Below are 24641 nucleotides of genomic sequence, written 5' to 3'. Positions count from 1 at the left end.
AATTGCGGACCCTGCGGATGGTGATTGATAGCATGTGAATTGATTCAAATGCGATTTTTTGACGTGCTCAAAAGCTAGCGAACATGCAAACTACCCCAGTCTAAGTGTTTCAAGGACATCAACTTGAAAAAGGAGTCAAACCTGAATCCTACTTATGAAACGCTCGGTTCAAAAGAAAAAAACAGCGACACAACGTCGACCGACTAAAGGCTCTGCGTTACCAAAACGTCGTGCCGAAAAACCTCGCTCGGCAATGAAGGCTATGCAGCAGCGATTGGGTAATCGAGCTACGCAGTCGCTTATAGGCAGTTCAGGGGCTGCCTCGAAAAAAGAAGGCCGGCAAGTTGCGAAGAAAGAACCGGAACCGGAAACCGAAAATCAGACCGCTAACCGGAGCAGGGTAGCCGACACACAGGCAGCATTGCCAACGACTGCTATCGAAAATCAGGTCGTTGCGACTAAGCCTATTTCAGCACAAACGGTTAGCACAAAATCTAGCGAATCATCTTTTGCGAAATTCGTTCACTCTTCAGCCACTCAGATTGCTGACAAAATGGGATCGATCGGAGACAGGCTGGGAATGGATTTTCAGTCAGATCGACGAGAGTACTTGCAGGAAGCACCAACGCTGACAGCTTATCTACCTCAAGATGATGTTGCGGTACAAGCGTTGGAGAATGCTGGTCCGGCTGAATTTCGTGAGATGCCGGGTGCTGAAGAAGTTGTATTACCACCACCGGAAAAAGCGGAGTCAATGACAGATGCCGAGACTACCGTTCCCGCACAACCAGAAGGTGACAATGTGGGAATCGATCCCGGTACAAAGCCACTATTTCGTGCAGATGGTGAAGCCGATACCAGTCGAATGGGCCATGTCACGAATTCGGCAAATCAAACCGCCAATCAAGCGGCACAACAAGTCGCGGAAGAAATCAATGCGAACACGTCTGCCGGTCGCATTATCCCCGTTTCTGTCGACCGGCAAGAGAGAATTGAAATTGCAGAATCGAGTACCACTCAGCCGACCGAACAATCTGCCGAGATGTTTGAGTATTTTGATACAGACGTAGGTAGCGATATACGAGCGATTGCCGATGCCGACTTTGCCCCATTGCTCAATGCGGCCTTGGCGGAACCCCGAAATCAGGTAGAGGCGGCTGCTGAGCAAAGAGACACAGAGTGTAATCAAGCCTTCATGGATGCCCAAGCTGAAGCAGATGTGGCTACTGCTCAAGCACGGGCTGACCAGCAGCAAGCAATCGCTGAAGGTCAGGCCGAAGTCCAGGCCGAAAAAGAGAAGGGAGTCGCCGAGCAACAGGAGCAACTTGCGCAGTTCAACACAGAAGTTGCACACCGATATCAATCACATCAGGCTGAGATCGCTGGCAAGATCACTGAAGAACAAGGCCGTGCGAATCGGACAATCGATAAAGCAAAAGAAGAAGCAGAGCAGGAAAGGAAGAATGCCGAAGAAAAGGCGGAGTATGAGAAACGTGAACGCGAAAAGAACAGACCGAAAGAGAAGAAGAATCTCTTGGGGCGAATCGTTTCATCGGTGAAGCGTGCTGTCAGTCGATGGAAAGACGCACTCGTCAAGGCAGTCAAGAAAGTCTTCAGCGAGGCGAAAAAAGTGGTCACTCGGGTTCTCGATACAGCCAAAAAGGTTGCAGTCGGTATTATCAATCGTCTCCGTGACGTCGTTGTGGGAATGATTCAGACATTTGCATCAGGTTTGAAAAAATTAGTTGCCACCTTGTTGATTGCGTTTCCGAAACTGCGCGCCAAGGTCAATGCAGCCATTGACATCGTGGTCGAAAACGCTGTCGAAGTTATCAGTGCGATTGCCAAAAGACTTGAAGACACAGTCGTTGCCTTAATCGACCGAGTTCAATCAGTGGTTACCAAGATTATGGATTTGTTTGAACTCGTAATCGTGACCCAAATTCAGATCGTCAGCGCCATACTGAATGGCGAATTTCTTGATGCAGCAAAAATTCTCTTCCTGGCAGCATGTAAAGCAGTTGGCATTCCGGGCGAAGAATTCTTATCCATCCTGTCCGATGCGCGTGATGCGTTTATGGACATTATCAAGCAACCGGCCCGTTTCTTAAAGAGTTTGATCCACTCAGTTGGGCAGGGCATGAATCGATTCATGTCGAATTTTCGGCAACATTTCGTTGGCGGGATTACGGGCTGGATATTTGGCGCCTTTGCCGCTGGCGGGATTACACTTCCCAAGACTTTTACGCTGAAGTCTGTGTTTAACCTGCTGCTGGAGATACTTGGATTCACTTACCAGTATATTCGCGGGAAAGTGGTCGAGATGGTTGGGGAGCGCAATGTTGCGGTCGTTGAAGATGTGATGGAAAAGGTCAAGTCACTATTTACAGAAGGCCCGGGTATCATCTGGGAATGGATCAAAGACAAAGTGGCTGAGGTTAAGCAGAAGATTATTGATGCCGTCTCCGAATGGTTAATTACACAATTGATTATGAAGGCGGCAAACAAACTGGCTTCGATGTTTACGCCCGTTGGTGCTTTTGTTCAAGCCGTCTTGATGATGTACAACACAATTATGTTCTTCATTGAGCGGATCAAGGAGATCTTCGTCTGGGTTAAATCGATTACTTCCAGCTTCACGCGCATGGCCAAAGGAATGGTTGGTGCCGCAGCCGAGTGGATCGAACAAGCAATGGCTAATTCGATCCCGCTTATCATTGCCTTCCTCGCCCGTTTAGTCGGGCTGGGTGACATCGGAGACAAAATCAAGTCTGTCGTTTCAAAACTACGCCAGCCGATTGACAAGGTGATAGAGTTTGTGGTTGAAAAGCTGATTGCATTTGGGAAAAAAGTTTGGGGCGGTATTAAATCTGGCGCACAGCAGGTTGCTAACTGGTGGGATGCGAAAGAGGAATTTAAGGATACCAATGGTGAAACGCATCATTTGTATTATGATTCGCAACGTCGAGTTGTCGTCGCGAGTGAGCCGACTCAACTCAATGAAAACGTATTCAGGGAAATTGAAAGTAACGGTACACCAAAGGATAAAGTCGAATTGATAAGAGCCTCAGCGAAATCTCTTTCTGACAGAGCGAAAAATGAAAAGTCAACACAGCAATCAATTTCAGGACAAGAATCAGTGATCTACAGCGATCATAAGAAATTGGCAAAGCATCTTGATGGAGTACATCTAAAAAATCAACGAAAAGCCGATTCATCCGAAATTATTGACTTCCCACCATACATTGATTTGAGAAGAGCAATCAAGGATCAAGGAGCATCCCGGTATCTTGAGGCTCATCACCTTCTTGAGAAAAGGTTTTTATTTGTAATTGATGTTTCTGATCCCGACTTTATCCCTTCCGTACCACTCATCAAATCTAGCAAAGAGGTTCCTCCCGGGTATGTGGGGCCCGTTCATCGGATTGATCCCAATTCAGTAACCTCACTCATCAGAGACTTGATTCCACACGGACAGGAGGTTGCTTATTCGCCGACTGATGTCTGGATCGCGCATAGGGAAGTATATAAAAAAGTTGGTAAGCCGGAGTGGGCAAATGCAATCTGGATCTACTTTGAATCTGAAGGTGTTAATAAGCATGCACTGATACCGCCATATCCAAAATGGATACATCTTGAAAAGTTTGCTGGAGATAAGATCCATCTCCACGTCCAAAAGAGAAAGAGAAAACCAATTCCAATTACTGGAAGAACTAATGCAGTTAAGCCGGATGAACCACAACGAGCTTTGATGGGGGCCGCGGATGATTCACTTCGCCAAATTAGACGCGACTCGAGAATTATTCGATTTGGTAAATACATTAAAATTGCGTTCAATTTACTAGATGTTGTTGATGGAATAGTTACAGGAATGGAATCACAGGCCATGGCCATGAGTGGTTTGGCTGGTGATGGTTTGCTGTTACGCGATGAAATCCGTGAGGCAAAGCGTTTGGCTTCGAAGATAAAACGTCTTCAGGTAGATTACACAAAGTATTCTTCTAGCATGAACAGTCTTGACTATCATTTTTCAAAAGCTTCTGCTTACCCGCTAAGTGCTCAAAACGCTGCTGAAGAGAATGTCTTAATTCAGGAAAGACTCAATGAATTCTGGACTCGATTGGCCAACCAAATCAGAGCCATCGACGATGTGCTTGCAGAAATTAATGCCAAGTTAGAATTCATTAAAGAGAACCCAAGCATTCCTGGCGACACCTTGGGAATCACGTCTGTAGACACAGTTCGTGGTCAAATTACCATTTTATCCATTGACTTACCAAAGCTTCGAGGCCATTTGAATGGTACAAAGTCAAATATGAGAAAGATATTGAAGAAGATTGAATCAGACTTGGAGTTTCTAGAGGCATGGCGCAAAGCATTGACAGATCGTGCGAATTCAAAATGAAATCTTATGCTAACGCACTACAAAGGCAAAAAATAAGACAGTAAGCAAAAAAGACAGACCCCAGTATCGACCCAGACTAAATCATACTCACCAATAGAAGAACAAAGTGGAAATCAAATATGTAAAAAATGTTACAGCAAAGTTACTCAATACTGATTCCGGTAGCCCCAAAACAAAGTGTGAATCGTCTCTAGATGATTGAGGCTGGTTCGTTGCGATCAAAATTACGTGTGCGTAAGCGTATCGGCTGGATAAAAAATACGAACTCAGTAACAAGTCGCACGTTGGAAGTCCTCTGTTTATAAGTGAAAAATTTGCGTTTATCATTCCATTGCTTAACAAAGAAGGGAACTCTCATGCCTATCCTCAAAATCGCTTCTTGGAATATTTACTTTTCACATAAATTTGTACGAAAGAATAATTCTGGCCAATTTTCCCTTACAGGTTCACAAGAAACACGCGCCAATCGAGTTGCGGATTATATTACAGCAATAGATCCACATGTCATTGGCATCATAGAGTGTATGCCAATAGACAAATTGGAGTATTTTCGCGATCAATATTTTCCTGGCTACGAGTGCGTGATTGAGGGGACTGGTAAGCGACTCAATCTGGGCATGCTCTATTGGTCCGATGATGTCACTGTTGAAAAAGTGAATTTTGACAAAGAGAAATGGACCGATAAACTGTATCACAACGGACGGGAAAGTACATACAAATGGACTCGAGTTCCATTGATGGTCAAGATCACTCACAACACTAGCGGTAAGGAGTTCATTGTTGCTTTAGTCCACCCGAAGTCAAAGAAAACATACGATAGAGACCCAGCGCGTGCGCGTACTCAAGCACTTCATAATCGCGAACGAATTGTGGCAGAGGGACGACGGCTTCATAAATTATTGTGGGAAAAGGTAGAGGAACATGGCGAGCCATTCAACCGATTCATCGTGATGGGTGATATCAACGATGGACCATGGTTTGATCGATACGAAAGCAAAGTTCTTCGAAGTGGTGTCGAATCTCATATTGGCAGTGTCTTCGACCCAGATCGAGTGCTTCACTCGTTTGTCGACCTTTCGAATGAAAAAGGTCATCCAACGACACCATTTGGTGGTGGGAAACAACTAGATCATATTCTTTACACCCATGATTTTTGTCATGGAACGACTAAGCCCAAGATCGTTGCTTCTTCAGGCAAGATTCGTGATGACCTCGTTAATTTCGACAATGGCTCAGGTAAGAGCGTCGACAGCGACCACTGTCCAGTTGAAATACAAGTTCGGGTCTAAACGCAAACCAACTCGTACTAAAGATGAGTTTATCCTTGCTATATACAACTTGTATTTATGAATATGATGGTGTCATTCGCCGGTTCCGAAGACCATATTAGATTGGACCAAGCTTCGATAACGCTTCACCAAATGCTGTTTTCAAAGCCATTTACTTTCACTACGCTTTGACTTAGGTGTTATATAAAGAATGTGTATTAGTGGGGGGATAAGTAGGGGGAATGAAAAAAGGTCTTCGTCATAATGACAAAGACCTCAAAATTGTAAGTGTTTGTTTTGCAATAGCTTGAGAAAAGTACACCCGAAGGGATTCGAACCCCTAACCCCCGGTTCCGAAGACCGGTGCTCTATCCAGTTGAGCTACGGGTGCTTTTTTTAATAGACAACTTTACTATGATTTGGTTACTGAGAAAACTTAGAATTGGTTTTCTCAGTATCTATATATCTTAGTTTTGCTGGTGCAACTTGTTGTTATTCCTTATGTTACTGGAATAGATTCAGGATGCAACTGTTGCAATGAGGGATTCTAGCAATCCCTGTCTAAAAAACAAGTCGTGTGGGGCTATGTGGGATTGATACCCTTTTTATACATCGAATTTAGGCTTTAAAACGATACAAAATTGATTTGGATGACAACGTTTTTTCTGACATTCATTTCTTTTAAATCACCCTCACTGTCGGATCGAAGTCAGTTGCCGCTTGACTCTCTAAACAGATTTGGTTGTTATAGTATCTAATTAAGTAAGAAAGTTAAATTGTTCTGTTTCAGTATCATTTTCTTAAAATTTGATTGTGAATGCTGAGGCATTCCAGTGTGCACTTAATTCCTTCAACTGCATCTGCTTCTAATTAATGAGAGGTCCTGCCTGCTATGAAACGTTCTCAAATTGCTTTTACGTTTTCCTTCTTTTTTGTCACTCTGCTGATCAATCTTAATTTGAGCTTCATTGCTGCTGGTCAGGAAAATTCAAACTCTCCCATTAAATCAAAACTGGCTGGTTCCCGTCCTGTGATTCATGCGATCAATTATGCATCGATTCAGGAAGCCATCGATGCGATTCCTGCTGAAGGGGGAGTCGTGCAATTACCACCTGGCAAGTTTGAGATCGAAGAGCCTCTGGTCATTACTAAAGGGGATGTCCTGTTAATCGGTTCCGGCTCAGCGACACACATTCATAATAAAAATGAAGCTGGTAAAGATGCGATTGCCATTCATCCGCCGCAAGATGCCAAGCTGCCGAATGGTAAGAAAGATCCGAAGCCTCGAATCTGGCGTGTGCAGTTACAAAATTTTCGACTGACGGGAAATGAAAAAAGTGGACGTGGTATCAATGCAAAATGGGTTCAGGAAATCTACATCCATGGAGTGACTTGCAGCTATCACGGTAACGATGGAATTTTTCTCGATTTCTGTTTTGAAGATCCGCGTGTTTCTGATTGTCTGATTACCTATAACAAAGCCACGGGGCTAAATACTGTCGGTTGTCACGACATCGTCGTTTCGGCAAATCACTTTGAGGAAAACCTGGACGCACTGCGTTGTGCCGATGGTTTTAATCTATGTATGAGTGGTAATAACCTGGATGACCATTTACGCGATGGTGTGATTATAGAAAATACTTATGGCTCTATAGTCTGCGCCAACATGATTGAAGAGTGTAAGGGCAGGGCAGTGGTATTGGATAAGGAGTGTTATGGTATCACACTGTCTGCGAATGTGATTGCCCATAATGGGAGTGGAATTATCCTTAACGACGCACATGGCTGTGCTGTGAGCGCGAACACATTTACTTTGCTAGCGGCAGATGCACTTAGGATAGGGCCGAAATCGGGAAGAATTACCGTGACAGGTAATAATTTTTCGAATAGTTATATTGGCAATGGAAAGGTCAAGCGTCGTACCAATGACCTGAAAGCTGCCGGGCTGACTTTGGATAAAACACGGGGGGTGACAGTTTCTGGAAATCTATTTTCTTCAGTACGTCCTAAGGCTGTCGAAGTGATTGAACCGACGACACATGTTATCTTTGGAAATAACTTGCTGATTGATGTTGAGTCAGATCACGAAAAACTGAAGGAATCAATTATTAAAAATACATTGGTCGCACCTGCAGAGCCTGTGAAAGAGGAACAGAAACAGGCAAAAGTTAAGTAGAGCTTTTCCGAGAGACTGCCTGAACTGTATTTGTTTCCTGACCGAAAGGCGAGCCCAGGATGTTGAGATTCTTTGGACTAGTGATTTGTTTCTTGGTGAGTGTATCCTGGCTCATGGCTTCTGGGCAAAAGCAGGTGGAGAGTAAAAGAACTCCCGTTTATCAAGAGCACCTTGATCTATCTTATTATCTGGATCAAAAAGGGGAAAAACAGCCGATCAAAACGTGGAACGATTGGGAAAAACGCAGGAGCCATATACTAGCGAATATGCAAACCGTTATGGGAGAATTACCTCATCCTGAGAAGCCAGTCCCATTGGATATGAAAGTACTCGAAGAAACCACGATTGGTTCCACCAAACGATTCAAGATTTCCTATCATACGGATGACCCCAAACAAAGAGTGCACGCTTATTTGTTTGTTCCTCAATCTGCCACGAAACAACACCCGGTGCCAGCAGTATTGTGTCTGCATCAGACCAATTCAAAAATTGGCAAAGAAGAACCATCTGGCATTCGAGGTTTGCCTAATCTGAAATATGCACTTGAATTAGCCAAGCGTGGCTATGTCTCGCTGGCTCCCGACTATCCTTCATTTGGTGAATACCCATATGATTTCAAGGCACATCCTGAATATCGGAGTGGAACGATGAAGGCGATCTACGACAATATGCGATCGATAGACCTTTTGCAGTCGTTAGATTATGTTAATCGAGACAAGATCGGTTGCATCGGGCACTCATTAGGCGGGCATAATACGATGTTTACGGCTGCCTTTGATAAGCGGATCAAGGCATTGGTTTCCAGTTGTGGTTTCACGCGTTTTCACAAATATTATGGAGGAAAGCTGAAAGGCTGGACCAGTGACCGTTATATGCCTTTGATTAATAGCCGATATCAGAATGATCCCGATTTGGTACCTTTTGATTTTACGGAAATCGTGGCAGGTTTTGCACCTCGGGCCTTCCTGGCTTGTTCGCCGATTAGCGACAGTAACTTCGAAGTGTCTGGTGTGAGAGATGTCATTCAAATCGCAAAACCAATTTATGAGCTAGCTGGAAAAGAAGAAAACTTACAGGCAGTTTACCCTAAAGCAGGACACGACTTTCCTGTTGAAACACGTGAAACTGCCTACCAGTTTTTTGATAAACATTTGAAGTAGTGAGTGTAATCGCTGATCAAACTGACTTTACTCGTTAATTGTGAATTGATCCTTTTCAGGCCAGTGTTTGATTTGATCAATCCATTCATGCATCGGACCATCAATCAGCGAGGAGAGCCGCTTCTGGTCTTTACCATTTCGTGTGTTAAATAATATGGCCCAGTTAATCCGGTCGAGACGTCTCACCAGCAGAGTGGAGGTTCCTGAAAGAGATCCCGCGTGCCAATGGTTTGCATTGCCTGCACTGTCAATGGGTCTCACCATCCACCCACAAGCATAGTAGGCCACTTTTGGATTACCGTTTGCATCATAACCGGCAAGTCCAGAGGGGCGTTCAAACATTTGTGAAATGGTTGGTGCTTTCAAAATCGGACATTGATCAATTCTGTCAAAAGCAGCAGCAAATCGAACTAAATCGGGGGCCGATGCAATCCAGGCGCCGTGAGAATCCATTGCTTCCAGATACCATGCGCCGTAGGGAGATGGTACCCGCTTTGGATAGTTCTGATCAAATACAGAAGTGCCAAGCGAGGGGCTATAATACTTGACTTCATTTTGCCTGCGGTGTTTCAAAAGGGTTTTTCCCATTTTCGTATTTGTTATGTGTAGTGGTGTGAACACGACCTCTTCAACATACTGTTGATAGGGGTGCCTCGTTACGGCTTCGATGATTCGACCTAATAAACAATAACCAAAATTTGAGTAGGCGTAACGCTCTCCGGGATTAAAATCGAGAGGCTGCTTGATCATCATTTGGATAATGTCTTCGATTTCCGCAGGAGGCGTTTTGCCAAGTTGCTTTGCGAAATAAACAGAGCGGAACATAGGGTCAAATGAAACACTTCGGTCCCAGCCTGCTGTATGATGTAATAACTGACGAACCGTAATCTCTTTCAGTCTCGAATCAACACCTTGTTCTGCGAGCTGTTTCTGATAATCTTTCAAAATATCAAAGACTTTCGAGTCCAATGATAGTTTTTTTTGCTCGATGAGTTTCATAATAGCAACCGCAGTAATGGGCTTTGAGATGCTGGCAATTCGAAACATGTTGTCGGGCTGCACAACCTGTTTCAGTTCCTTGTCCGCATACCCAAAACCACGGGCATAGACGAGTCGACCACGATAACTGACTGCGATGGAGGCTCCTGGAGGATGGTGTTCCAGAAGAAATTCCTTGATGGAAGTATCGAGGGAAGAGAGTTCTTTCTGATCTAATCCTGAGATCGGAATTTCATCTGCTGTGTTCCAGGTTGGGAGGGAAAGTTCCTGGTTTGGCTCAGGCTGTTCCCAGATTGTAGTGAAATAAGGCTTGTTATTAACGCGATATCCATCGATGTTTGCTAATTGGTATTTGTCGGCTTTCATTTTTTTTACCGTCTTATGAAAATCAGCTAACGATAAATGGAATTGAGCAATCCAGGCAGGGTCAGTCTCTTTTAGCCAGAGCGCGTGATAAAACGGTTTCTCGTTGACTGTGAATCCACAGAGATCTGATAGACGAAATCCGCGAGAAGCAAAATCTGACAGTACCTTGGGAAAATCAGTGATGGGAATATTGCAGGTTGCTTCCCAGGCTATTTTTGTTTGTTTGGCCCAGATACCTGCATGCATAGGTTGTTTTTTCAGCGTGTAGCCATCCATTTTGACAGGAGCGTAACCTTGCTGTTTTAATTCTTCTAATGTTGTCTGTAGTTGTTGATCGGTTAAGGAATGCTTCAGAATGTGATCAGCTTGATCTAATTTTTCCCATATTACGGCGAATCGAGATGTCCCTTTTTTTTCATAGCCACTGATGGCGACAGGTTGAAATCCTTCTGCGGCATATTGTTTTACTTTATCATCAAGTTTCTGTTTGGTCAGGCCATGATGTGATTTTCTCTCTTTCTGGTTTCGACGTCTGATGCTGAGGGCGGCAAAGCGATCTCCTTTTTTACCAGGGTATACGCTGGCATCTAATAGAGAATAGCCTTGTTTGGCTGATCGTGTGATGTGGTTCTGATAATTATTTGCTGTTAAGTTTAACTGAATTTCAGTCTCTTCAGCAAATAAAGAGTTTGTCATGAATGTCAGAATCAGAAGCAGCGATGTTATGTATTTCATGGTGTTTTCCAAAGTTGGTGTCATGATCAAGATGAACCGTTAATAAGATGATAGATGGGACTTGAGTGTGACATCAAGGATAATCTTTGATCAAGTGACCTGCTTTTTATCTTCGAGTTCTTTATTATTGTATTAGTGATTAAGAGTTTTCAAGTTCAGGACTTTCGTATGTCAGACGAGGATGTTGATGAAATTTCAAGTTTTTTTCTACACAGTGGTCGCATTTAGTTTAATGATAATCCCTCAGATAATGGTGGCTTCTGATCCTGTATTAATTGCACACCGGGGATTGTTACGGCATGCCCCTGAAAATACCTTACCGGCTTTTCGTGCCTGTCTGGATTTGAGGATTGGTTTTGAACTTGATATTCGTACAACGAAAGACGGTGAGTTAGTCATTATCCATGATGATAGCCTGGCACGAACGACGAATGGGGGAGCAAGGTCAATCCGAAATATTACATGGGCCGATGCGCAACAACTTGATGCTGGGAGTTGGTTTGATCCTGTTTTTGCCGGGACACGGATTCCCTCATTGGAACAATCACTTCAATTGATCAAAGCCAGAAAAAAAGGTAGCACGATCATCGCTCTTAATATCAAGCAGGTGAATTCCGAAGGGGAAAAGAAGCTCGTTGATTTGATTGAAAAATATGCTCTGTTTGATGACTGTTTTGCCTTCGACCAAAGTGCAGCAATGAGCAAGCGACTGAAGCAGTTGAATCCTCGTCTTCGGATTGGTCAGAACGTGAACCGAAAGAGTATCGATGCTCGTTTACAGGAGAATTTGCTGGATGTTTTTCTGCTTACTTATATTCCTGAAAAAGCAGAAGTGGATCATCTCAGAAAACAGGGAAAACAGATTTTGTTTAACTTTGCTGGTCCTGGTAAAGCCCGTCGCAGCCCTGTTGCCTGGGAACAGGTACGCGCAGCGCGAATAGATGGTATGTTGACTGACTACCCATTGGAGTGTCGTCAGGTGTGGAGACGTGCAAACCAAGACCAGGGCGGAAAATAATAACGGTAAGTCTCTGCAAGACACCTCATTTTATTTCTGGTTCGGGAGATGCTCGGTGTTTTTTATTCCTTTGGATTTGAACCTCCAGGGAATAGAATCCCGGTTATGGTAAACGTTCTTGTCTCTGGGAATGGCATGGAGCCCACTTAAGGCGTATGAGAGATCCGCGTTGAAGGATCGGATCCGTTGATTTCCATATATGCCTCCTTCAAACAGAAACTCGACATAACCGATGAAAGGGAGATGTTTCGAGAAGAAGTCAGGTTGCTGCTTCAAAATCCAGGCGACCGCTGCTTCCTCATCACTTTTCCAGGGAACATCCTGTTTCGAATATTCGGAAAGTAAAAGTCCATATGGATGTCTCGCGCGATTGGGGACAGTCAGTCTGCCAGAGAAGTGCCTTCCTGATTTTTTCGGAGAATTTTGAGCAAGATCGGTAGACTGTAATTCCTGCCAGGTCGACCAGTGTTTCATGTCGGGAGAATATCGCGCAAAAACCCGTCCTGCGTAAGGAGTCGATTTTTGACCATTGGGCAAAATGAATTCTTTGGGTTTTGGATCAATGGTGACTTGCAGAGAGATCGAAGTCGCAGTTCTCCACGACAAGCCAACGGCCAGTGGTTTCGTTTGAAGCCATCCATCTACGGAAGCATTGGCTGGACCGTCCCACCCGAGTCCTTCATCGGTAATCGATAATTTATTGGCAGGAGACCAACTGGCTTTAGCCGAGGCGTCTTTAGGATTCGTAAAGTCGATTTTAAGTGACTTAAACTCAACAATGACTGCCGCATGAGAGGCAGAATTTGCTAGCAAAGTACAGACCAGAAACAAATAAACAGTTGTGGGAGTCGTAAATCGGGGCATGATTTCTGCCAACCTCTTAAATAAGAAACAGATAATGGTGCTATTTCATATTAGAGCTTACTACCCTTGAGAAAGTTCCCAAAATCTCTTCGGTTCGTTTCCTTGTCGAAAATGGTGACGAGGATAACAGGCCTCTCTACTTGTGTGCAAAGGCATGGGCGATCAATGACTGATCAAATTGTTGTGGGACTTCATCTTCTGCGGCAAACATATAAAGTGCTGCGATGAGAATAGAATGAATGGCTGATGAAACGAGCGAGATTAACAGGATTAATATCAGTCCGATGACCATGAAGATGCCTCCCATGACGACATTTCCTGACGCAATGACAAAGCCACCAGAAACTATAAGCAAGATGACTGGAATCATCACGAGAAAGACAATCATGCCGATCCCAAAATTGGCAACGAGAGACTCTCCCCAGGTTTCACGGAGAATCCCGACCGAACGTTTCATGGCTTCAAAGGGATTTTTCTTTTCCACAACCAGAACAGGTATAACGAAGTAGGTTGTAATTGACCAGGCCATGCCGAGCAGCCCAGCAACAAACCGTCCCATTTTTTCGGAGCGGGATTCGATCATTTTTAAGATGAACCCTACAGTAGCACTCACCAGTGCCCAACCCGCAATTTGTGGTAAGCGATTCATTGCGGCCCGGAACCCGTCACCAACTGTGGGATCGCCTCCCTTCAGACGGATAATCGCACATGCCATCAAACCTGAATTAAAAAAGATGATGACGAAGTAATTCACGAAATAAAATGCAAAGAGAATCGCATACGCGACCGGATCCTGGGGGACCTGCTGATCATTCATGATCACATTGATGTATTTACTGTTCCAAAGCGGCGCTGCAAAGCTACCAAGTACCAACAGACAGGAAAAGCCACTCATGAGTGGGAATAGAAGTAGCTCTTTATCCAGCATCAAAACACGATAGCTTTGTTTTGTTAATTCCCATCCGTTGGCGATACGAGTAAACATAATCGGCGATCTTTCTGAGATTCATATTTCATTAAGGTAACAGGCTGCATTTGTGCCATAGGCTGGCCCGTCTGTTTCAGGTTGTTGACGTTTTATAACAGAAAGGAACGAAATTGCGAAATCGATTTTTATTCTCATCCAAATTTCATTGATATGGTATGAGAGTTCAACGTAATGATTTCGTTTCCGGGAGCATCAGTAATAGAGCAACTGTTGCCCAACTACCAGCAGTAACTGAAATAAATTGATCTTTCTCATGCGGGTAACCGGTTTCGAAATAGGTTTGAAAAGGTTTTGCGCGGCTGACAACATGCCAGGAACCATCGGGGAGTTGAGAGTCAATGAGGTAAGTAATTCCTCTTACGATGACGCTATGGTCTGCTGGGAACTGTCCAGAACGTAAGAGTGCTACGAGTACAGTTCCAGTGGCATACGCGTCACTCTTCATACTGGGAAGTTGCGACCATCCTCCGTCTTCGTTTTGCAATTGAATCAATTCCCTGATCGCGGTCTTGACTATTGATTCTTCGACGTCCAGATAGAGAAAGGATCGCAGTTGAAACGCCCGTTCTTCGGTTGAATCCGGTTTTAAATTGAGCAGCCATTCTTGTGCCCGTTTGATGCGGGTTTCAATGAGAGTAAATTGATCTTCAGTACCATAAGTTTTCAGTGCACGTATCACAAAATAATTCGTATTGGTATCACTGGACATGGAAGGGGGGCGGGTGGAATTTCGAATCCAGTGTACTTTGTCTTTGTTTCGCTCTAATAGGTAGCCTGTGACAGCTGAAGTGATTGTATTTGGTTTATAATCTGCCAGTTCGAGCGCCCAAAGGGCATAACTGGCAGTATCGGGACCGCCACCTTGTCCTTTCCCGGAAATATAGTTTTTCAATCCTCGTTTGAGGTGAGCGGCTGTATGATCAACCTGCAACTGAAAGTTGGCTTCGTCAATGGTAAAGTCGCGTTTCTTTGCTTCAGCCAGCACAAACACTGCCATTGCCTGATTATGACAGGTAAAGCATTTTCGCTCGCGGGCAGAGCCGGCGGATGCCTTTTCAATAAGAGGAATCGATCTCTGTATTGCAGTTTTGATTGCTGAGGGACTGACAGTGTTGTCTCCCGCCAGGAGTGAGGGAGATAGGTTACATATCAGATAAAACAGTAATGTGCCGATTAAGCTTCTGCCCATCTTGATCTCCTCGTATTACTGACTTCGAGTCTGGACCTTGATCTGGGAATACCAAAACCGTTTTCATTTTAACCATTCGGTAGATTGAGAAGCCAGTTTCTTATCGAGTATTTGATCTGAATCAAATTGACTTTTGTTAAGTCGTCGTGGCTGTTTCCTTGGGAGCCCGCTCTGGAGTTTGAATATGTTCAGGCAGGAAGCCGAGACCAACGATTTTGCCTGCCTTCTGTCTTAGATAGGGAGCGAACAAACCAGCGAATTTTCTAACCACCCAGGAAATTGAGACTGGTTTGCCTGCCACTGTCTGATTTCCAAACAAACGCTTGTGAGCGAAAACTTGCATACGTTGTGTCTTGAGTGCCGGTGCCTCGCGTCGGAGTTGAACCTGCTTCAGATCATTGAGTGTGATATTGCCCGTATAGAGTTTGTCGGCAAGCAGGTTAGCAGTAGCAACTGCATCTTGTACGGCCAGATTCACTCCGACCCCACCAACGGGTGACATGGCATGTGCGGCGTCTCCGATCAGTAGCAGTCCCGGTTGTGCCCAGTTCGTAATATGATTTAATTGAATAGATAATAAGCGGACTTTGTCCCAGTCATCAATCTCTGCGATGCCGTCAGCGAAATCTGGGAGTATGGCAACGACACGGTTACGAAATTCTTCTAATCCTTCCTGCTTCAGCTCATCAAAGTAACCTTTATGTATAACCATCCCTGTTTGAAAATAATCCCCACGATCAATGGTAATTAGCATACGGCCATTCTTAATGCGGGCCAGTGTTTCATCATGGATATCTTTTACTTTTCCGACTCGAAACCAGAGTACATCGATCGGAATTCCTTTTTCAATGACTTCGACTCCCGCGTCGATGCGCATCTGAGAGCCTCGTCCATCTGCACCTACAACAAGATCAGCGTGAACTTCGTATTCTCCATTAAGACCATTTACCTTCACGCCAGTGACCTGCTCACCTTCACGAATCAGGTCCGTTGCCTGTGCTTGCATGTGAACTTGAAAGTTAGGATATTCGCTGGCTTTTTTTGCAATTAGGTTGAGAAAGTCCCATTGCGGGGCGAAGGTGATGAATTTGCATTTCGTGGGGAGATGAGTAAAGTAGGGTCCTGAAATTTGCTTACCATCAATATTGAGATCAAGTGATTCAAATTGCTTGGTCGCAATTTTCAGGAATTCCTCAAGGATACCCAGCTCATACATTAATTGGAGGGTGGAAGGGTGAATCGTGTCCCCGCGAAAGTCTCGTAAGAAATCTTTATGCTTCTCTAATACAATCACTTCAACGCCGGCTCGAGCCAACAGGTAACCTAAAAAGAGGCCAGCTGGGCCTCCGCCGACTACGCAACAGCTGGTTGTGATCTTCTCTCCTGCATGCGGTAATTCAAATTCACTCACGGCCCATTACCTCCTGTAAAGCTGACGTTATGAACTCAGTTTCAGAGACGATACAAAAGTGTAGGTGATGCAGGCTAAGCTTACAAGATGAATTTGCTTCACAGCTTGCGAGAATGGTCTCTTGATGAATGAATTGAAAAATAAATGAATAGAGATTCAATCGAATGACTCTATTCTTTTTCGTTAGAGTCAATCTGATTTTCCTCTGATTCCGTATGCTCATTCGTCCCTCGTTTAATAAGACGACGGGACAAAATGACAATGACAAACAGAATCATCAAACTTCCGACGATTTCGGTGGTACCATCCATTTGTGTTTCTCACAGTTCTGAAAATCTGAAAAATCGTTTCGATGTTGAAAATGCTAAAATGATATTATTGTGGATTTCTAATCAGCACCACTACCGAACGCCCCTGGACATTATATTGGGCCGTCGAAAGGGGCTTGGCTTCTTCAAGTTCGAGAATGTCTTGCGGGCTGGGAAGCGATGTATCAACGATGCGTTTCCAATCGCTGGGTGTTCCTTCATGAATTCCGAATGCACCGGGTGTTGGTGCTGCGTTAATCATAACATAAATATCATTGTCCTTTTCTTCTGCTCCCCGCAGGCAAAACGCCAGTGCCTTTGAAGTAGTTGAAAGGTCAACATCGCGAGCCATTCCGTACCAGTGTATATCTTCGCGCCAGAAATGAGAACGACACAATGATGAATGTGATTTGCGAAACGCGATGATTCGCTTCACAAAACGGAACATATCGCGATGGGTATCCAGTCGGCTCCAGTCAAGCCAGCTTGTTTCATTGTCTTGATTATAGGGGTTGTTATTCCCTCCCTGGGTTTGCAGAAATTCATCTCCCATCCGAAACATGGGAGATCCATTTGAAATCATCAGCAGACAGAAGAAGTTTTTGACTTGTTGTTTTCTTAACATCATGACCTCTGGTGAGACGTCAGTTTCTCCTTCACAGCCACAATTCCAACTATAGTCGTGTGTGCCATCGGTATTATGATGACCGTTTGCCCAATTTCGTTTCTCATTATATGAGACCATGTCATACAGCGAAAAACCATCGTGTGATGTAATATAATTCACGCTTTGATAAGGCCTGAGTGCATGCATGCAGTCATCGGGAAATAAATCGGAACTACCATAAATGCGTGTCATTAAATCGGCAACGTGTCCTTCATCGCCACGCACAAATTGTTGCAGTGTGTCGCGATATGCGGCGTTCCATTGCATCCAGCGATGGCCAGGGAATCGGGATCCAAGTTGAAATCCTCCTCCCGCATCCCACGGCTCTGCAATAAACCTGCGGTCTGCCAAAGATGTATCCGAACCAATCTGTCCGAGTGTGGATGGATTGGTTTCTTCAATACTACCATCGGTTTTTCTGGTCAGGATACTGGCTAAGTCAAAGCGAAAGCCATCGACATGCATCTCTTTTGCCCAGAAATGCAGGCTGTCAACAATCAGTTTTCTGACAGCGCGATTCGAGGTATGTAGTGTATTACCCGCACCAGAGTAGTTGGCGAACGGAGATTCTGGTTGGCCTGTAAGTGAATAATAGGTTGTATTATCAATGCCTTTGAAGCAATAAGTGGGGCCAGATTCATTTCCTTCACCGGTGTGATTATAAACAACGTCAAGAATGACTTCGATCCCGGCACTATGGAGTGCTTTCACCATTTCACAAAATTCGATGTGTCGTTCACAAGTCTCTTCAGACATGCAAAACCCATCGTGAGCGGCAAAGAAACCGAGTGGCATGTACCCCCAATAATTTCCGTCTTGTATATCAAATTGAAAAACCGGCATCAACTCAACGGCTGTGATCCCCAGCTCTTTGAGATATGGAATTTTTTCGATTACGCCTGCAAATGTTCCTTGTGCGTCTTCTGAAACTCCGGAGTTATCTCGATTTGTAAAACCTCGTACATGCATTTCATAGATAATGAGGTCTGATGTGTGGTGAATCGGTTCATCATTTTCCCAGTTGAAAACACATTCGATAGACTGTAACACTGAGAGCGGTGCACGTCCCATATTAGGTCCCGGTCTACTGGCGATTTCTCGATCAAAATCAGGAGGGAAGAAAATATTTCGCGAATAAGGATCAAACAATAATTTTTCCGGATCGAAGGCATGCCGTTCAAAAGGTGCTTTTGGTGGAGGCCCGTCGATTTGATAGGCATAATATTTAGCATGCTCAATCTCAACAGCAGAGATACGGCAATGCCAGATTTCTGCGGTCTTGTTGCGGTGCGGCTCTAACTGAAATACAAAAACCGGTTCTTTCAGATTTTCCTCTGTGAAGAATAATAGGGAAACGTGTTCAGCGTGTTTTGAATAGATCGCAAAATTAAACGCATTTTCTGAAGGAATCCAAGTCGCTCCCAGATGGACGGGAGACCCTTCGATTTTATCCCAGTGATCCATGGCTTGTTGTCCGTTTCGAATTCGAGTTTGGCTTTCCAATCAAAGTAACAACGTCAGTCAAAATTTGAGGAAGTGCGAGTCCACCAGGAGATGCCAGATACTTGGGAGTCCAAACCGGATCAAATTTTTCTTTATAGTTTCGTAGACCTTCAAAGTTGTAGAAATGATCTCCATGGCGAAATATCAGATCAGCCGTGCGATTCCAGATCGGTGCTAATGGTCGATTTTGAATCCCCGATAATGGTGCCATTCCGAAATTAAACCAGGCATATCCTTGTTGTCTGCCCCACAACATCAATTCAATAAACAGGTATTCCATGACACTCGGAGGTGCATCGGGCAGATATCTCATCAGATCCACTGAAAGCTCTTCTTTGTTGGCGCCCTCCATAACATTGGCGAACGCAATGATTTTACCATGCTGCCTGATAACGGCGATGGGAAAATGATTCAGATAGGTTTCATCAAAATATCCTAGTGAAAAGGATTTTTCAGTGACATTTTTTTCTTCCAACCAGGCATCAGAGACTAATTTCAGCTCAGGAAGCAGAACTGAGACCTCATGGACGGGAATGAGCGAGAATTGACATTGTTTTTGTTCACAATGATTGACTGTTTTTCGAAACTTCCTGTGCCTGGTTCCCGAGAGTTCGAACGATTTCAGGGAAACGCGGGCTTCCTCTCCCAGTTTTAGTGTCGTCAGCCCTTGATCAAGATAGATCGAAAGATTTTCTGCTGACACTTGATAAAAGATGGGCCAGCCATCGAAGCGGTCCACCATTTCTCGAAACTGCCATACTAGCTCCGCTTGTTCTGTTTTCGGGCCAACGGGTTCACCCAGTGAAACCCAGGAGCGTTTTTGCACTCCATACATAATGAACGCTGTATGTTGATCATTTACAAATAGGGATTTATCTCCCATAAATGCCAGGTAGGCAGACGTTTTTGTTGATGATTTCACAATTTGCGTGACAATGTCCAGTTCGTTTTCTGTTGGAGGCAGCGATCGTGGTCTATGAGCGGCAATCAGTTTGGACAGTGCAAATAACAGTAAGACGATGATGGCACCAATGCTGCCTCGCATAAAACGGGAAGCATTTCCTTTAAACGTAAAGACCCACCACAGTTCGTTTGAGTATTCAATATGTTTATAGGCAAACATGCCGATCCAGATTGAACAGACCATGATCACGAGAATCGTACAAATCCAGCTGAGTTGGAATCGTTCGTGGATTAGTGCCCCCTTGCGATAAAACTGCTTACGACTCGCCAGCAAAGCCAACAGAATCACTGCCAGGAGTGTCGCTTCCTCGTAATCAAATCCCTTTAATAACGAAACAATGATTCCCACGCCTAATAAAAGTGTGATGAGCCACCAGGCAGAATCGAGTCTGCGTTGAAGACCTCGGGAAAGAACAAGCAACGCGGCACCTGTCAGACTGCCAATAAAGTGAGAGACCTCAATCAATGGTAGGGGTATGGTATGGTATAAAGTTCCAATCCGCGCAGTGACAGTGGGAGTTGCTCCTGAGAAAAGGAGAATGGCGCCTGCCAGTAGAGTTGACCAGGAGAGAACCATAGGGGCGATGGAAACCGACCAGCGATTGACCTCTTTGACGAACCGTGTTGCCAGCCCACGGTTGAGGGAAAGCTCATGTAGTGCTAACAGAATGAGTGCTCCAAACAGAGGGAGTAGATAATAGATGACACGAAAGACTAACAAACCAGCTAAAATCGTAGCCGATGATTGTGAGGCAACGAGAGTGAGGATCACTAATTCGAATACACCCACACCACCGGGAACATGTGAGAGCACAACTGTGACAGTTGCCATGAGAAAGATTCCCAGGAATTCGACGTAACCCACCGATAAGTCGGGTGCTAAAATCGTATAGAGGATCATGCCTACGAGTACGAGGTCTGCAGCGGAAACAGTCAGCTGTAGAATTGTCATTCCCGTTTTGGGTAATTGTATTTTGATCCCTTTGATCACGATTGGTGATTTACGGATTAATGTAAGAGAGGTGTAGCAGACAGCAGTCGCCAGTAGTATGTAGCCCAGAGGTTGGACGTTGCTGAAGGGAAGATGTAGTGAATCGGGAATCGGGAACGGTTGTGCGATAAATACAACACCAGCCAGAGCAAATACGCCGACCCAATACGTGGTGCCCAGCATGATAATGAGTTGTAGGATCTCGACAGCCGATAGTCCCCATGCCGAATAGAGCCGGTAGCGCACTGAGGTTCCTCCGAGTAACGCACCAAAGTTATAACTGGTGGCAAAGCCAGTAAAAGAGGCGAGAGAAATCTTGCTGAATGGGAGGGGATGTTGAATGGCTCGAATTGCCAAATAGTCATATCCGATGAGAATCAGATAATTAAAAACAGTTAACCCGGCCGCGGCCCAGAGACGCCAAGTCGGGATGTGTGAGACTGCAGCACGAATTTCGTGAATGTTGTAGTGCTTCAATTCCTTTGAGAGTAACCAGATTGCTCCCATAAAAATCGCAATCACGAATAGGGGAGCTAGTTTTTTGAGGTAATGAAGCATGAACGGTTCTTAAAGATAAAAGGCACGTGATGCCGTAAAATTGAATAAGGCGATTGACGTATCAAATTTTCTTCATTTATTGAAAGTCAGAAATATGCGAGCGAGATCTCTCATTCATGTTATCTTCTTTGTATTTGAAAGAGTTATCACCAAAAACGAAACAAGAGTAATGCTAAATATTTATCTAAATTCCTTTTTTTGTGTAGTTGCCCGGTAAAGATTCCGTTAAGGAAGACGGCACATGAATTTTCTGAAAGAGATCATAAATAATGCGTGCAATATTGAATAGCCGCGAATAGAATGAAACTTAACGACAGTTGGTACTTAAAGTGCCGTTTATCTCTCTCACATAGAAATCTAATTTCTACACCATTTCTGAAAGACATCAGAATGAAGATCCCCAAAGACAAAACTCCTTTTTGTTTTACAATTCCATTTTTCGCGCTGCTGTTTATTTTTAACAGTTCTAATTTGTTTGCTCAATTTCAAAGATCTCCTTTAGTAGAGAATTCGGGAGTGACTTCACCCCCCTCTCAATCTGATCCACAAGCAACAAATCTTAAACGAGCCATTCAAAATTTATCTACTGCCTTTAAAAACGCATTCGACCAGGGAAATGCCAAGGCCGTTGCCAGCTTTTGGTCTCCCGAAGGTGAATATATTGATGCCAATGGTTTGCGACTGGTAGGACGACCTGCGATTGAAAAAGCCTATACGACATACTTTAAGAAAAATAAGAATGCCAAAATTCAGATCGCAGTTGATTCCGTCCGTCAGATTGGTAACAACCTGGCAATTGAAGAAGGACGCACGGCTGTTACCGTCCCGGAGTCGGCTCCGGATTTAAGCCAGTATACGGCAACGTATGTCAGAAGTGATGGTAAGTGGAAAATGGTCAGTGTGAAAGAATCCAGTCTTACTGCTTCTGCTGTACACTCCGGGTTAAAAGATCTGGAATGGATAATCGGAACCTGGGTTGTGGAAGATCAAGGGCTGGCACTTGCCACTCATTATCAGTGGTTACCTGGCAAAAAGTTTATCGAGCGAACGTTCTCGACAAAAATGAATGGGACCACAAAACCGATGGGCAAACAGATCATCGGAATGGACCCACTCAGCGGCCATCTTATGTCCTGGACCTTTAATTCCGATGGAAGTCATGCTGTCGGAATTTGGACTGCTACCGATAATGGTTGGGTGATTGAATCGCGGGGTGTCACCAGTAACGGGAAGATTACAACTGCTGATAACATTCTAACAAAAATAGATAACAATGGCTGCCGCTGGCAATCGGTCAATCGGACTGTGAATGGGGTCGAAATGCCGGATGCACTTGAGGTAGTTTCAAAACGAAAATAACGATCTGAATTAACTTACAAATATCGTTTGTAAAAAATCAAATATAGGAACAAGTATTATGAGACTTTTCATCAGCTTCCTTGCAATTACGGCAGTGTTCTTCTTCTCACAGGAACAATCTATTACCTGGGCGAGAGGTTTTGGAGGAGGTGGATTTCACGGGGGTGGTGGTTTTGGAGGTGGTGGCTTCCATGGCGGCGGCGGTTTTGGTGGAGGTGGCTACGGTGGCGGTGGATTTAGACCTTCTGGAGGTGGTTTTGGTGGTGGTGCCGGATTTAATCGAGGTCAATTCTCAAATTATGGAAGTCGCTTCGATCAGCCGAGCCGCTTCAATGACAATACTGGCTTCAACCAAAGATTCATGAACCAGGCCAGATCGTTTGAACAATCTCGAGGGAATAATTTCAATCGATTAAATAACGGCGATTTTAACCGTGGAGATTTCAACCGAATTGGAAATGGGAATATCAGTTCTCGAACCGATGGCCATCTCGATGTCGGTAATATGAATTTCAATCAACGGCCGACGCGCCAGGGCCTGGATAATTTTCTTGGTCTACCTTCAGATGCGGGCCATCATACCGTTACAAATTCTCATCCTTACGTTCAGGACTTTACCGGTCGTAATACTGTGAATCGCTCAATTGATTCCGGTTCTGCCTCCGGAAAAGTCGTTCACGGGCCTGGTGGTGGAATTGCAGCCGGTGGTAGTTACACAGGACCACGCGGGAATACGATTTCAGGGGGAGGCGCCATCGGACCAGATGGAGGTCATGCCGCTGGTGTCAAAGTTGATGGTAAAGGTGGCGGCAAGGGAGGTGCTGGGCGCATCGTTGGTCCAGGTGGTGCTTCTGCCGCTGGTGGGCGCATTGTTGGTCCTAATGGAGGACGCGCCGCCGGTGGTGTGGTACACGGTCGTGGTGGCGGAACAACGGCTGGTGGATTTATTCGGGGACCCAATGGTGGGTTTGCTGCCGGGTTTGTGCATGTACCACCTTCCACTCGTTATTACCATGCCGTTGTGATTCGAGGTGGTTTTTATGGTTACGGGATGTATTATCCTGGCTGGTATGCAGCCAATCCGGGAGTCTGGTATGCTTCCACTTGGCCTCCCGGGTATGCCTGGACCGTCTCAACCTGGGATGCCATTTTGGCCTGGTTAGCCTGGGAGAATATGCAGGCACTTTATTACGACTATGGAAATAACGTGCTCTATCGCGACGGCAATGTATATGTCAATAAACAGGATGTTGGTACGTCCGAGCAATATACCCAGCAGGCCAGTCAGTTGGCAGCGACCGGTGCAGCCGCTGATGCCACTGAACAGGAGAAATGGATGCCATTGGGCGTGTTTGCACTTTCAGAGAGTGGTCAAACCAAATCCGATTCTGTAGTGGAACTTGCAGTCAATAAGCAGGGGATCATCAGAGGCAACTTTACCGACGATAAAACAAAGAAAACGCAGCAAGTTCAAGGTTCTGTCGATAAGAAAACTCAACGTGTTGCCTGGACCGTAGGTAGTGATAAAAATACGATCTATGATACGGGAGTTTATAATCTAACCAAAGAGGAAGCACCGTTGCTGGTTCATATTGGTAAAGATGAAACGCAACAATGGCTGATGGTCAGGCTTGATCAGAAAGATAAAGGGAAAAAACCGACTGTGAGTGAGTAGTTTTGCTCAATTCACTCACAGAACAGTCTTGTTTTGAA

General features: G+C 44.7%; 15 protein-coding genes and 1 tRNA gene. 7 read left to right on the top strand and 9 right to left on the bottom strand.

Going from position 1 to position 24641, the window contains the following annotated elements; genetic code table 11:
- Nucleotides 1-154 precede the first annotated feature (154 nt).
- Together V144x_RS19495 and V144x_RS19490 are read left to right on the top strand one after the other, a co-directional pair.
- Nucleotides 155-4405 carry a hypothetical protein gene (locus tag V144x_RS19495; RefSeq protein ID WP_144987275.1) on the top strand — a complete coding sequence of 1417 codons (4251 nt, stop codon included), beginning with the start codon at nt 155-157 and terminating at the stop codon, nt 4403-4405.
- A gap of 356 nt (nt 4406-4761) precedes the next feature.
- Nucleotides 4762-5694: an endonuclease/exonuclease/phosphatase family protein gene (locus V144x_RS19490; RefSeq protein ID WP_144987273.1), complete on the top strand. Its 933-nt coding sequence runs from the start codon at nt 4762-4764 to the stop codon at nt 5692-5694.
- 296 nt (nt 5695-5990) lie between these two features.
- Here the strand turns inward: V144x_RS19490 and V144x_RS19485 are convergent.
- A tRNA-Arg gene (locus V144x_RS19485) sits at nt 5991-6064 on the bottom strand.
- 501 nt (nt 6065-6565) lie between these two features.
- Here V144x_RS19485 and V144x_RS19480 point away from each other — a divergent pair.
- Together V144x_RS19480 and V144x_RS19475 are read left to right on the top strand one after the other, a co-directional pair.
- The gene (locus V144x_RS19480; RefSeq protein WP_144987272.1) at nt 6566-7849 is read left to right on the top strand and encodes a right-handed parallel beta-helix repeat-containing protein; all 1284 of its coding nucleotides are present in this window, start codon (nt 6566-6568) and stop codon (nt 7847-7849) included.
- Between the two features lie 113 nt (nt 7850-7962).
- On the top strand, nt 7963-9009 hold the full coding sequence (locus tag V144x_RS19475) for an alpha/beta hydrolase (RefSeq protein ID WP_144987270.1): 1047 nt from the start codon (nt 7963-7965) through the stop codon (nt 9007-9009).
- A 27-nt stretch (nt 9010-9036) separates the two neighbouring features.
- Here V144x_RS19475 and V144x_RS19470 read toward each other — a convergent pair whose 3' ends face one another.
- Nucleotides 9037-11109 carry a serine hydrolase gene (locus tag V144x_RS19470; RefSeq protein WP_197998529.1) on the bottom strand — a complete coding sequence of 691 codons (2073 nt, stop codon included), beginning with the start codon at nt 11107-11109 and terminating at the stop codon, nt 9037-9039.
- A 187-nt stretch (nt 11110-11296) separates the two neighbouring features.
- Between V144x_RS19470 and V144x_RS19465 the strand changes: the two genes are divergently transcribed.
- Nucleotides 11297-12127 (top strand): glycerophosphodiester phosphodiesterase, encoded by an 831-nt coding sequence (locus V144x_RS19465; RefSeq protein WP_197998528.1) that lies wholly within the window; start codon nt 11297-11299, stop codon nt 12125-12127.
- A gap of 30 nt (nt 12128-12157) precedes the next feature.
- Here V144x_RS19465 and V144x_RS19460 read toward each other — a convergent pair whose 3' ends face one another.
- The 7 genes from V144x_RS19460 to mprF form a co-directional block, all read right to left on the bottom strand.
- Nucleotides 12158-12991 (bottom strand): hypothetical protein, encoded by an 834-nt coding sequence (locus V144x_RS19460; RefSeq protein WP_144987264.1) that lies wholly within the window; start codon nt 12989-12991, stop codon nt 12158-12160.
- 136 nt (nt 12992-13127) lie between these two features.
- On the bottom strand, nt 13128-13976 hold the full coding sequence (locus V144x_RS19455; protein ID WP_144987262.1) for a DUF6159 family protein: 849 nt from the start codon (nt 13974-13976) through the stop codon (nt 13128-13130).
- A 166-nt stretch (nt 13977-14142) separates the two neighbouring features.
- Nucleotides 14143-15168, bottom strand: a complete 1026-nt coding sequence (locus V144x_RS19450) for a prenyltransferase/squalene oxidase repeat-containing protein (protein WP_144987260.1) — start codon at nt 15166-15168, stop codon at nt 14143-14145.
- Between the two features lie 136 nt (nt 15169-15304).
- Nucleotides 15305-16579, bottom strand: coding sequence for an FAD-dependent oxidoreductase (locus tag V144x_RS19445; RefSeq protein ID WP_144987258.1), 1275 nt, complete (start codon nt 16577-16579; stop codon nt 15305-15307).
- A gap of 170 nt (nt 16580-16749) precedes the next feature.
- Nucleotides 16750-16890 (bottom strand): hypothetical protein, encoded by a 141-nt coding sequence (locus tag V144x_RS28480; protein WP_197998527.1) that lies wholly within the window; start codon nt 16888-16890, stop codon nt 16750-16752.
- Nucleotides 16891-16954: 64 nt separating this feature from the next.
- Nucleotides 16955-19018, bottom strand: a complete 2064-nt coding sequence (locus V144x_RS19440; RefSeq protein WP_144987256.1) for a glycogen debranching protein — start codon at nt 19016-19018, stop codon at nt 16955-16957.
- The gene (gene mprF, locus V144x_RS19435; protein ID WP_144987254.1) at nt 19002-21569 is read right to left on the bottom strand and encodes a bifunctional lysylphosphatidylglycerol flippase/synthetase MprF; all 2568 of its coding nucleotides are present in this window, start codon (nt 21567-21569) and stop codon (nt 19002-19004) included. The genes V144x_RS19440 and mprF overlap by 17 nt, the downstream gene beginning before the upstream one ends.
- A 390-nt stretch (nt 21570-21959) precedes the next feature.
- Here mprF and V144x_RS19430 point away from each other — a divergent pair, with 390 nt between their 5' ends.
- Both V144x_RS19430 and V144x_RS28475 read left to right on the top strand, forming a co-directional pair.
- Nucleotides 21960-22928, top strand: coding sequence for a YybH family protein (locus V144x_RS19430; RefSeq protein WP_197998526.1), 969 nt, complete (start codon nt 21960-21962; stop codon nt 22926-22928).
- Between the two features lie 58 nt (nt 22929-22986).
- A complete protein-coding gene (locus tag V144x_RS28475) occupies nt 22987-24603 on the top strand; it encodes a hypothetical protein (protein ID WP_197998525.1) in 1617 nt (538 codons plus the stop codon).
- Nucleotides 24604-24641: the final 38 nt, after the last annotated feature.

Source organism: Gimesia aquarii (genome assembly GCF_007748195.1).
Taxonomy (GTDB): domain Bacteria; phylum Planctomycetota; class Planctomycetia; order Planctomycetales; family Planctomycetaceae; genus Gimesia; species Gimesia aquarii.
The sequence above is the reverse complement of the archived record's forward strand: the minus strand, read 5'-3'. Positions and strand labels throughout refer to the sequence as shown.

What these genes read in the sequence shown, in the direction of transcription:
- V144x_RS19495 (WP_144987275.1), top strand. Translation starts at nt 155, where the DNA reads ATGAAACGCTCGGTTCAAAAGAAAAAAACAGCGACACAACGTCGACCG.
- V144x_RS19490 (WP_144987273.1), top strand. Translation starts at nt 4,762, where the DNA reads ATGCCTATCCTCAAAATCGCTTCTTGGAATATTTACTTTTCACATAAA.
- V144x_RS19480 (WP_144987272.1), top strand. Translation starts at nt 6,566, where the DNA reads ATGAAACGTTCTCAAATTGCTTTTACGTTTTCCTTCTTTTTTGTCACT.
- V144x_RS19475 (WP_144987270.1), top strand. Translation starts at nt 7,963, where the DNA reads ATGGCTTCTGGGCAAAAGCAGGTGGAGAGTAAAAGAACTCCCGTTTAT.
- V144x_RS19470 (WP_197998529.1), bottom strand. Translation starts at nt 11,109, where the DNA reads ATGAAATACATAACATCGCTGCTTCTGATTCTGACATTCATGACAAAC.
- V144x_RS19465 (WP_197998528.1), top strand. Translation starts at nt 11,297, where the DNA reads ATGAAATTTCAAGTTTTTTTCTACACAGTGGTCGCATTTAGTTTAATG.
- V144x_RS19460 (WP_144987264.1), bottom strand. Translation starts at nt 12,991, where the DNA reads ATGCCCCGATTTACGACTCCCACAACTGTTTATTTGTTTCTGGTCTGT.
- V144x_RS19455 (WP_144987262.1), bottom strand. Translation starts at nt 13,976, where the DNA reads ATGTTTACTCGTATCGCCAACGGATGGGAATTAACAAAACAAAGCTAT.
- V144x_RS19450 (WP_144987260.1), bottom strand. Translation starts at nt 15,168, where the DNA reads ATGGGCAGAAGCTTAATCGGCACATTACTGTTTTATCTGATATGTAAC.
- V144x_RS28480 (WP_197998527.1), bottom strand. Translation starts at nt 16,890, where the DNA reads ATGGATGGTACCACCGAAATCGTCGGAAGTTTGATGATTCTGTTTGTC.
- V144x_RS19440 (WP_144987256.1), bottom strand. Translation starts at nt 19,018, where the DNA reads ATGGATCACTGGGATAAAATCGAAGGGTCTCCCGTCCATCTGGGAGCG.
- mprF (WP_144987254.1), bottom strand. Translation starts at nt 21,569, where the DNA reads ATGCTTCATTACCTCAAAAAACTAGCTCCCCTATTCGTGATTGCGATT.
- V144x_RS19430 (WP_197998526.1), top strand. Translation starts at nt 21,960, where the DNA reads ATGAAGATCCCCAAAGACAAAACTCCTTTTTGTTTTACAATTCCATTT.
- V144x_RS28475 (WP_197998525.1), top strand. Translation starts at nt 22,987, where the DNA reads ATGAGACTTTTCATCAGCTTCCTTGCAATTACGGCAGTGTTCTTCTTC.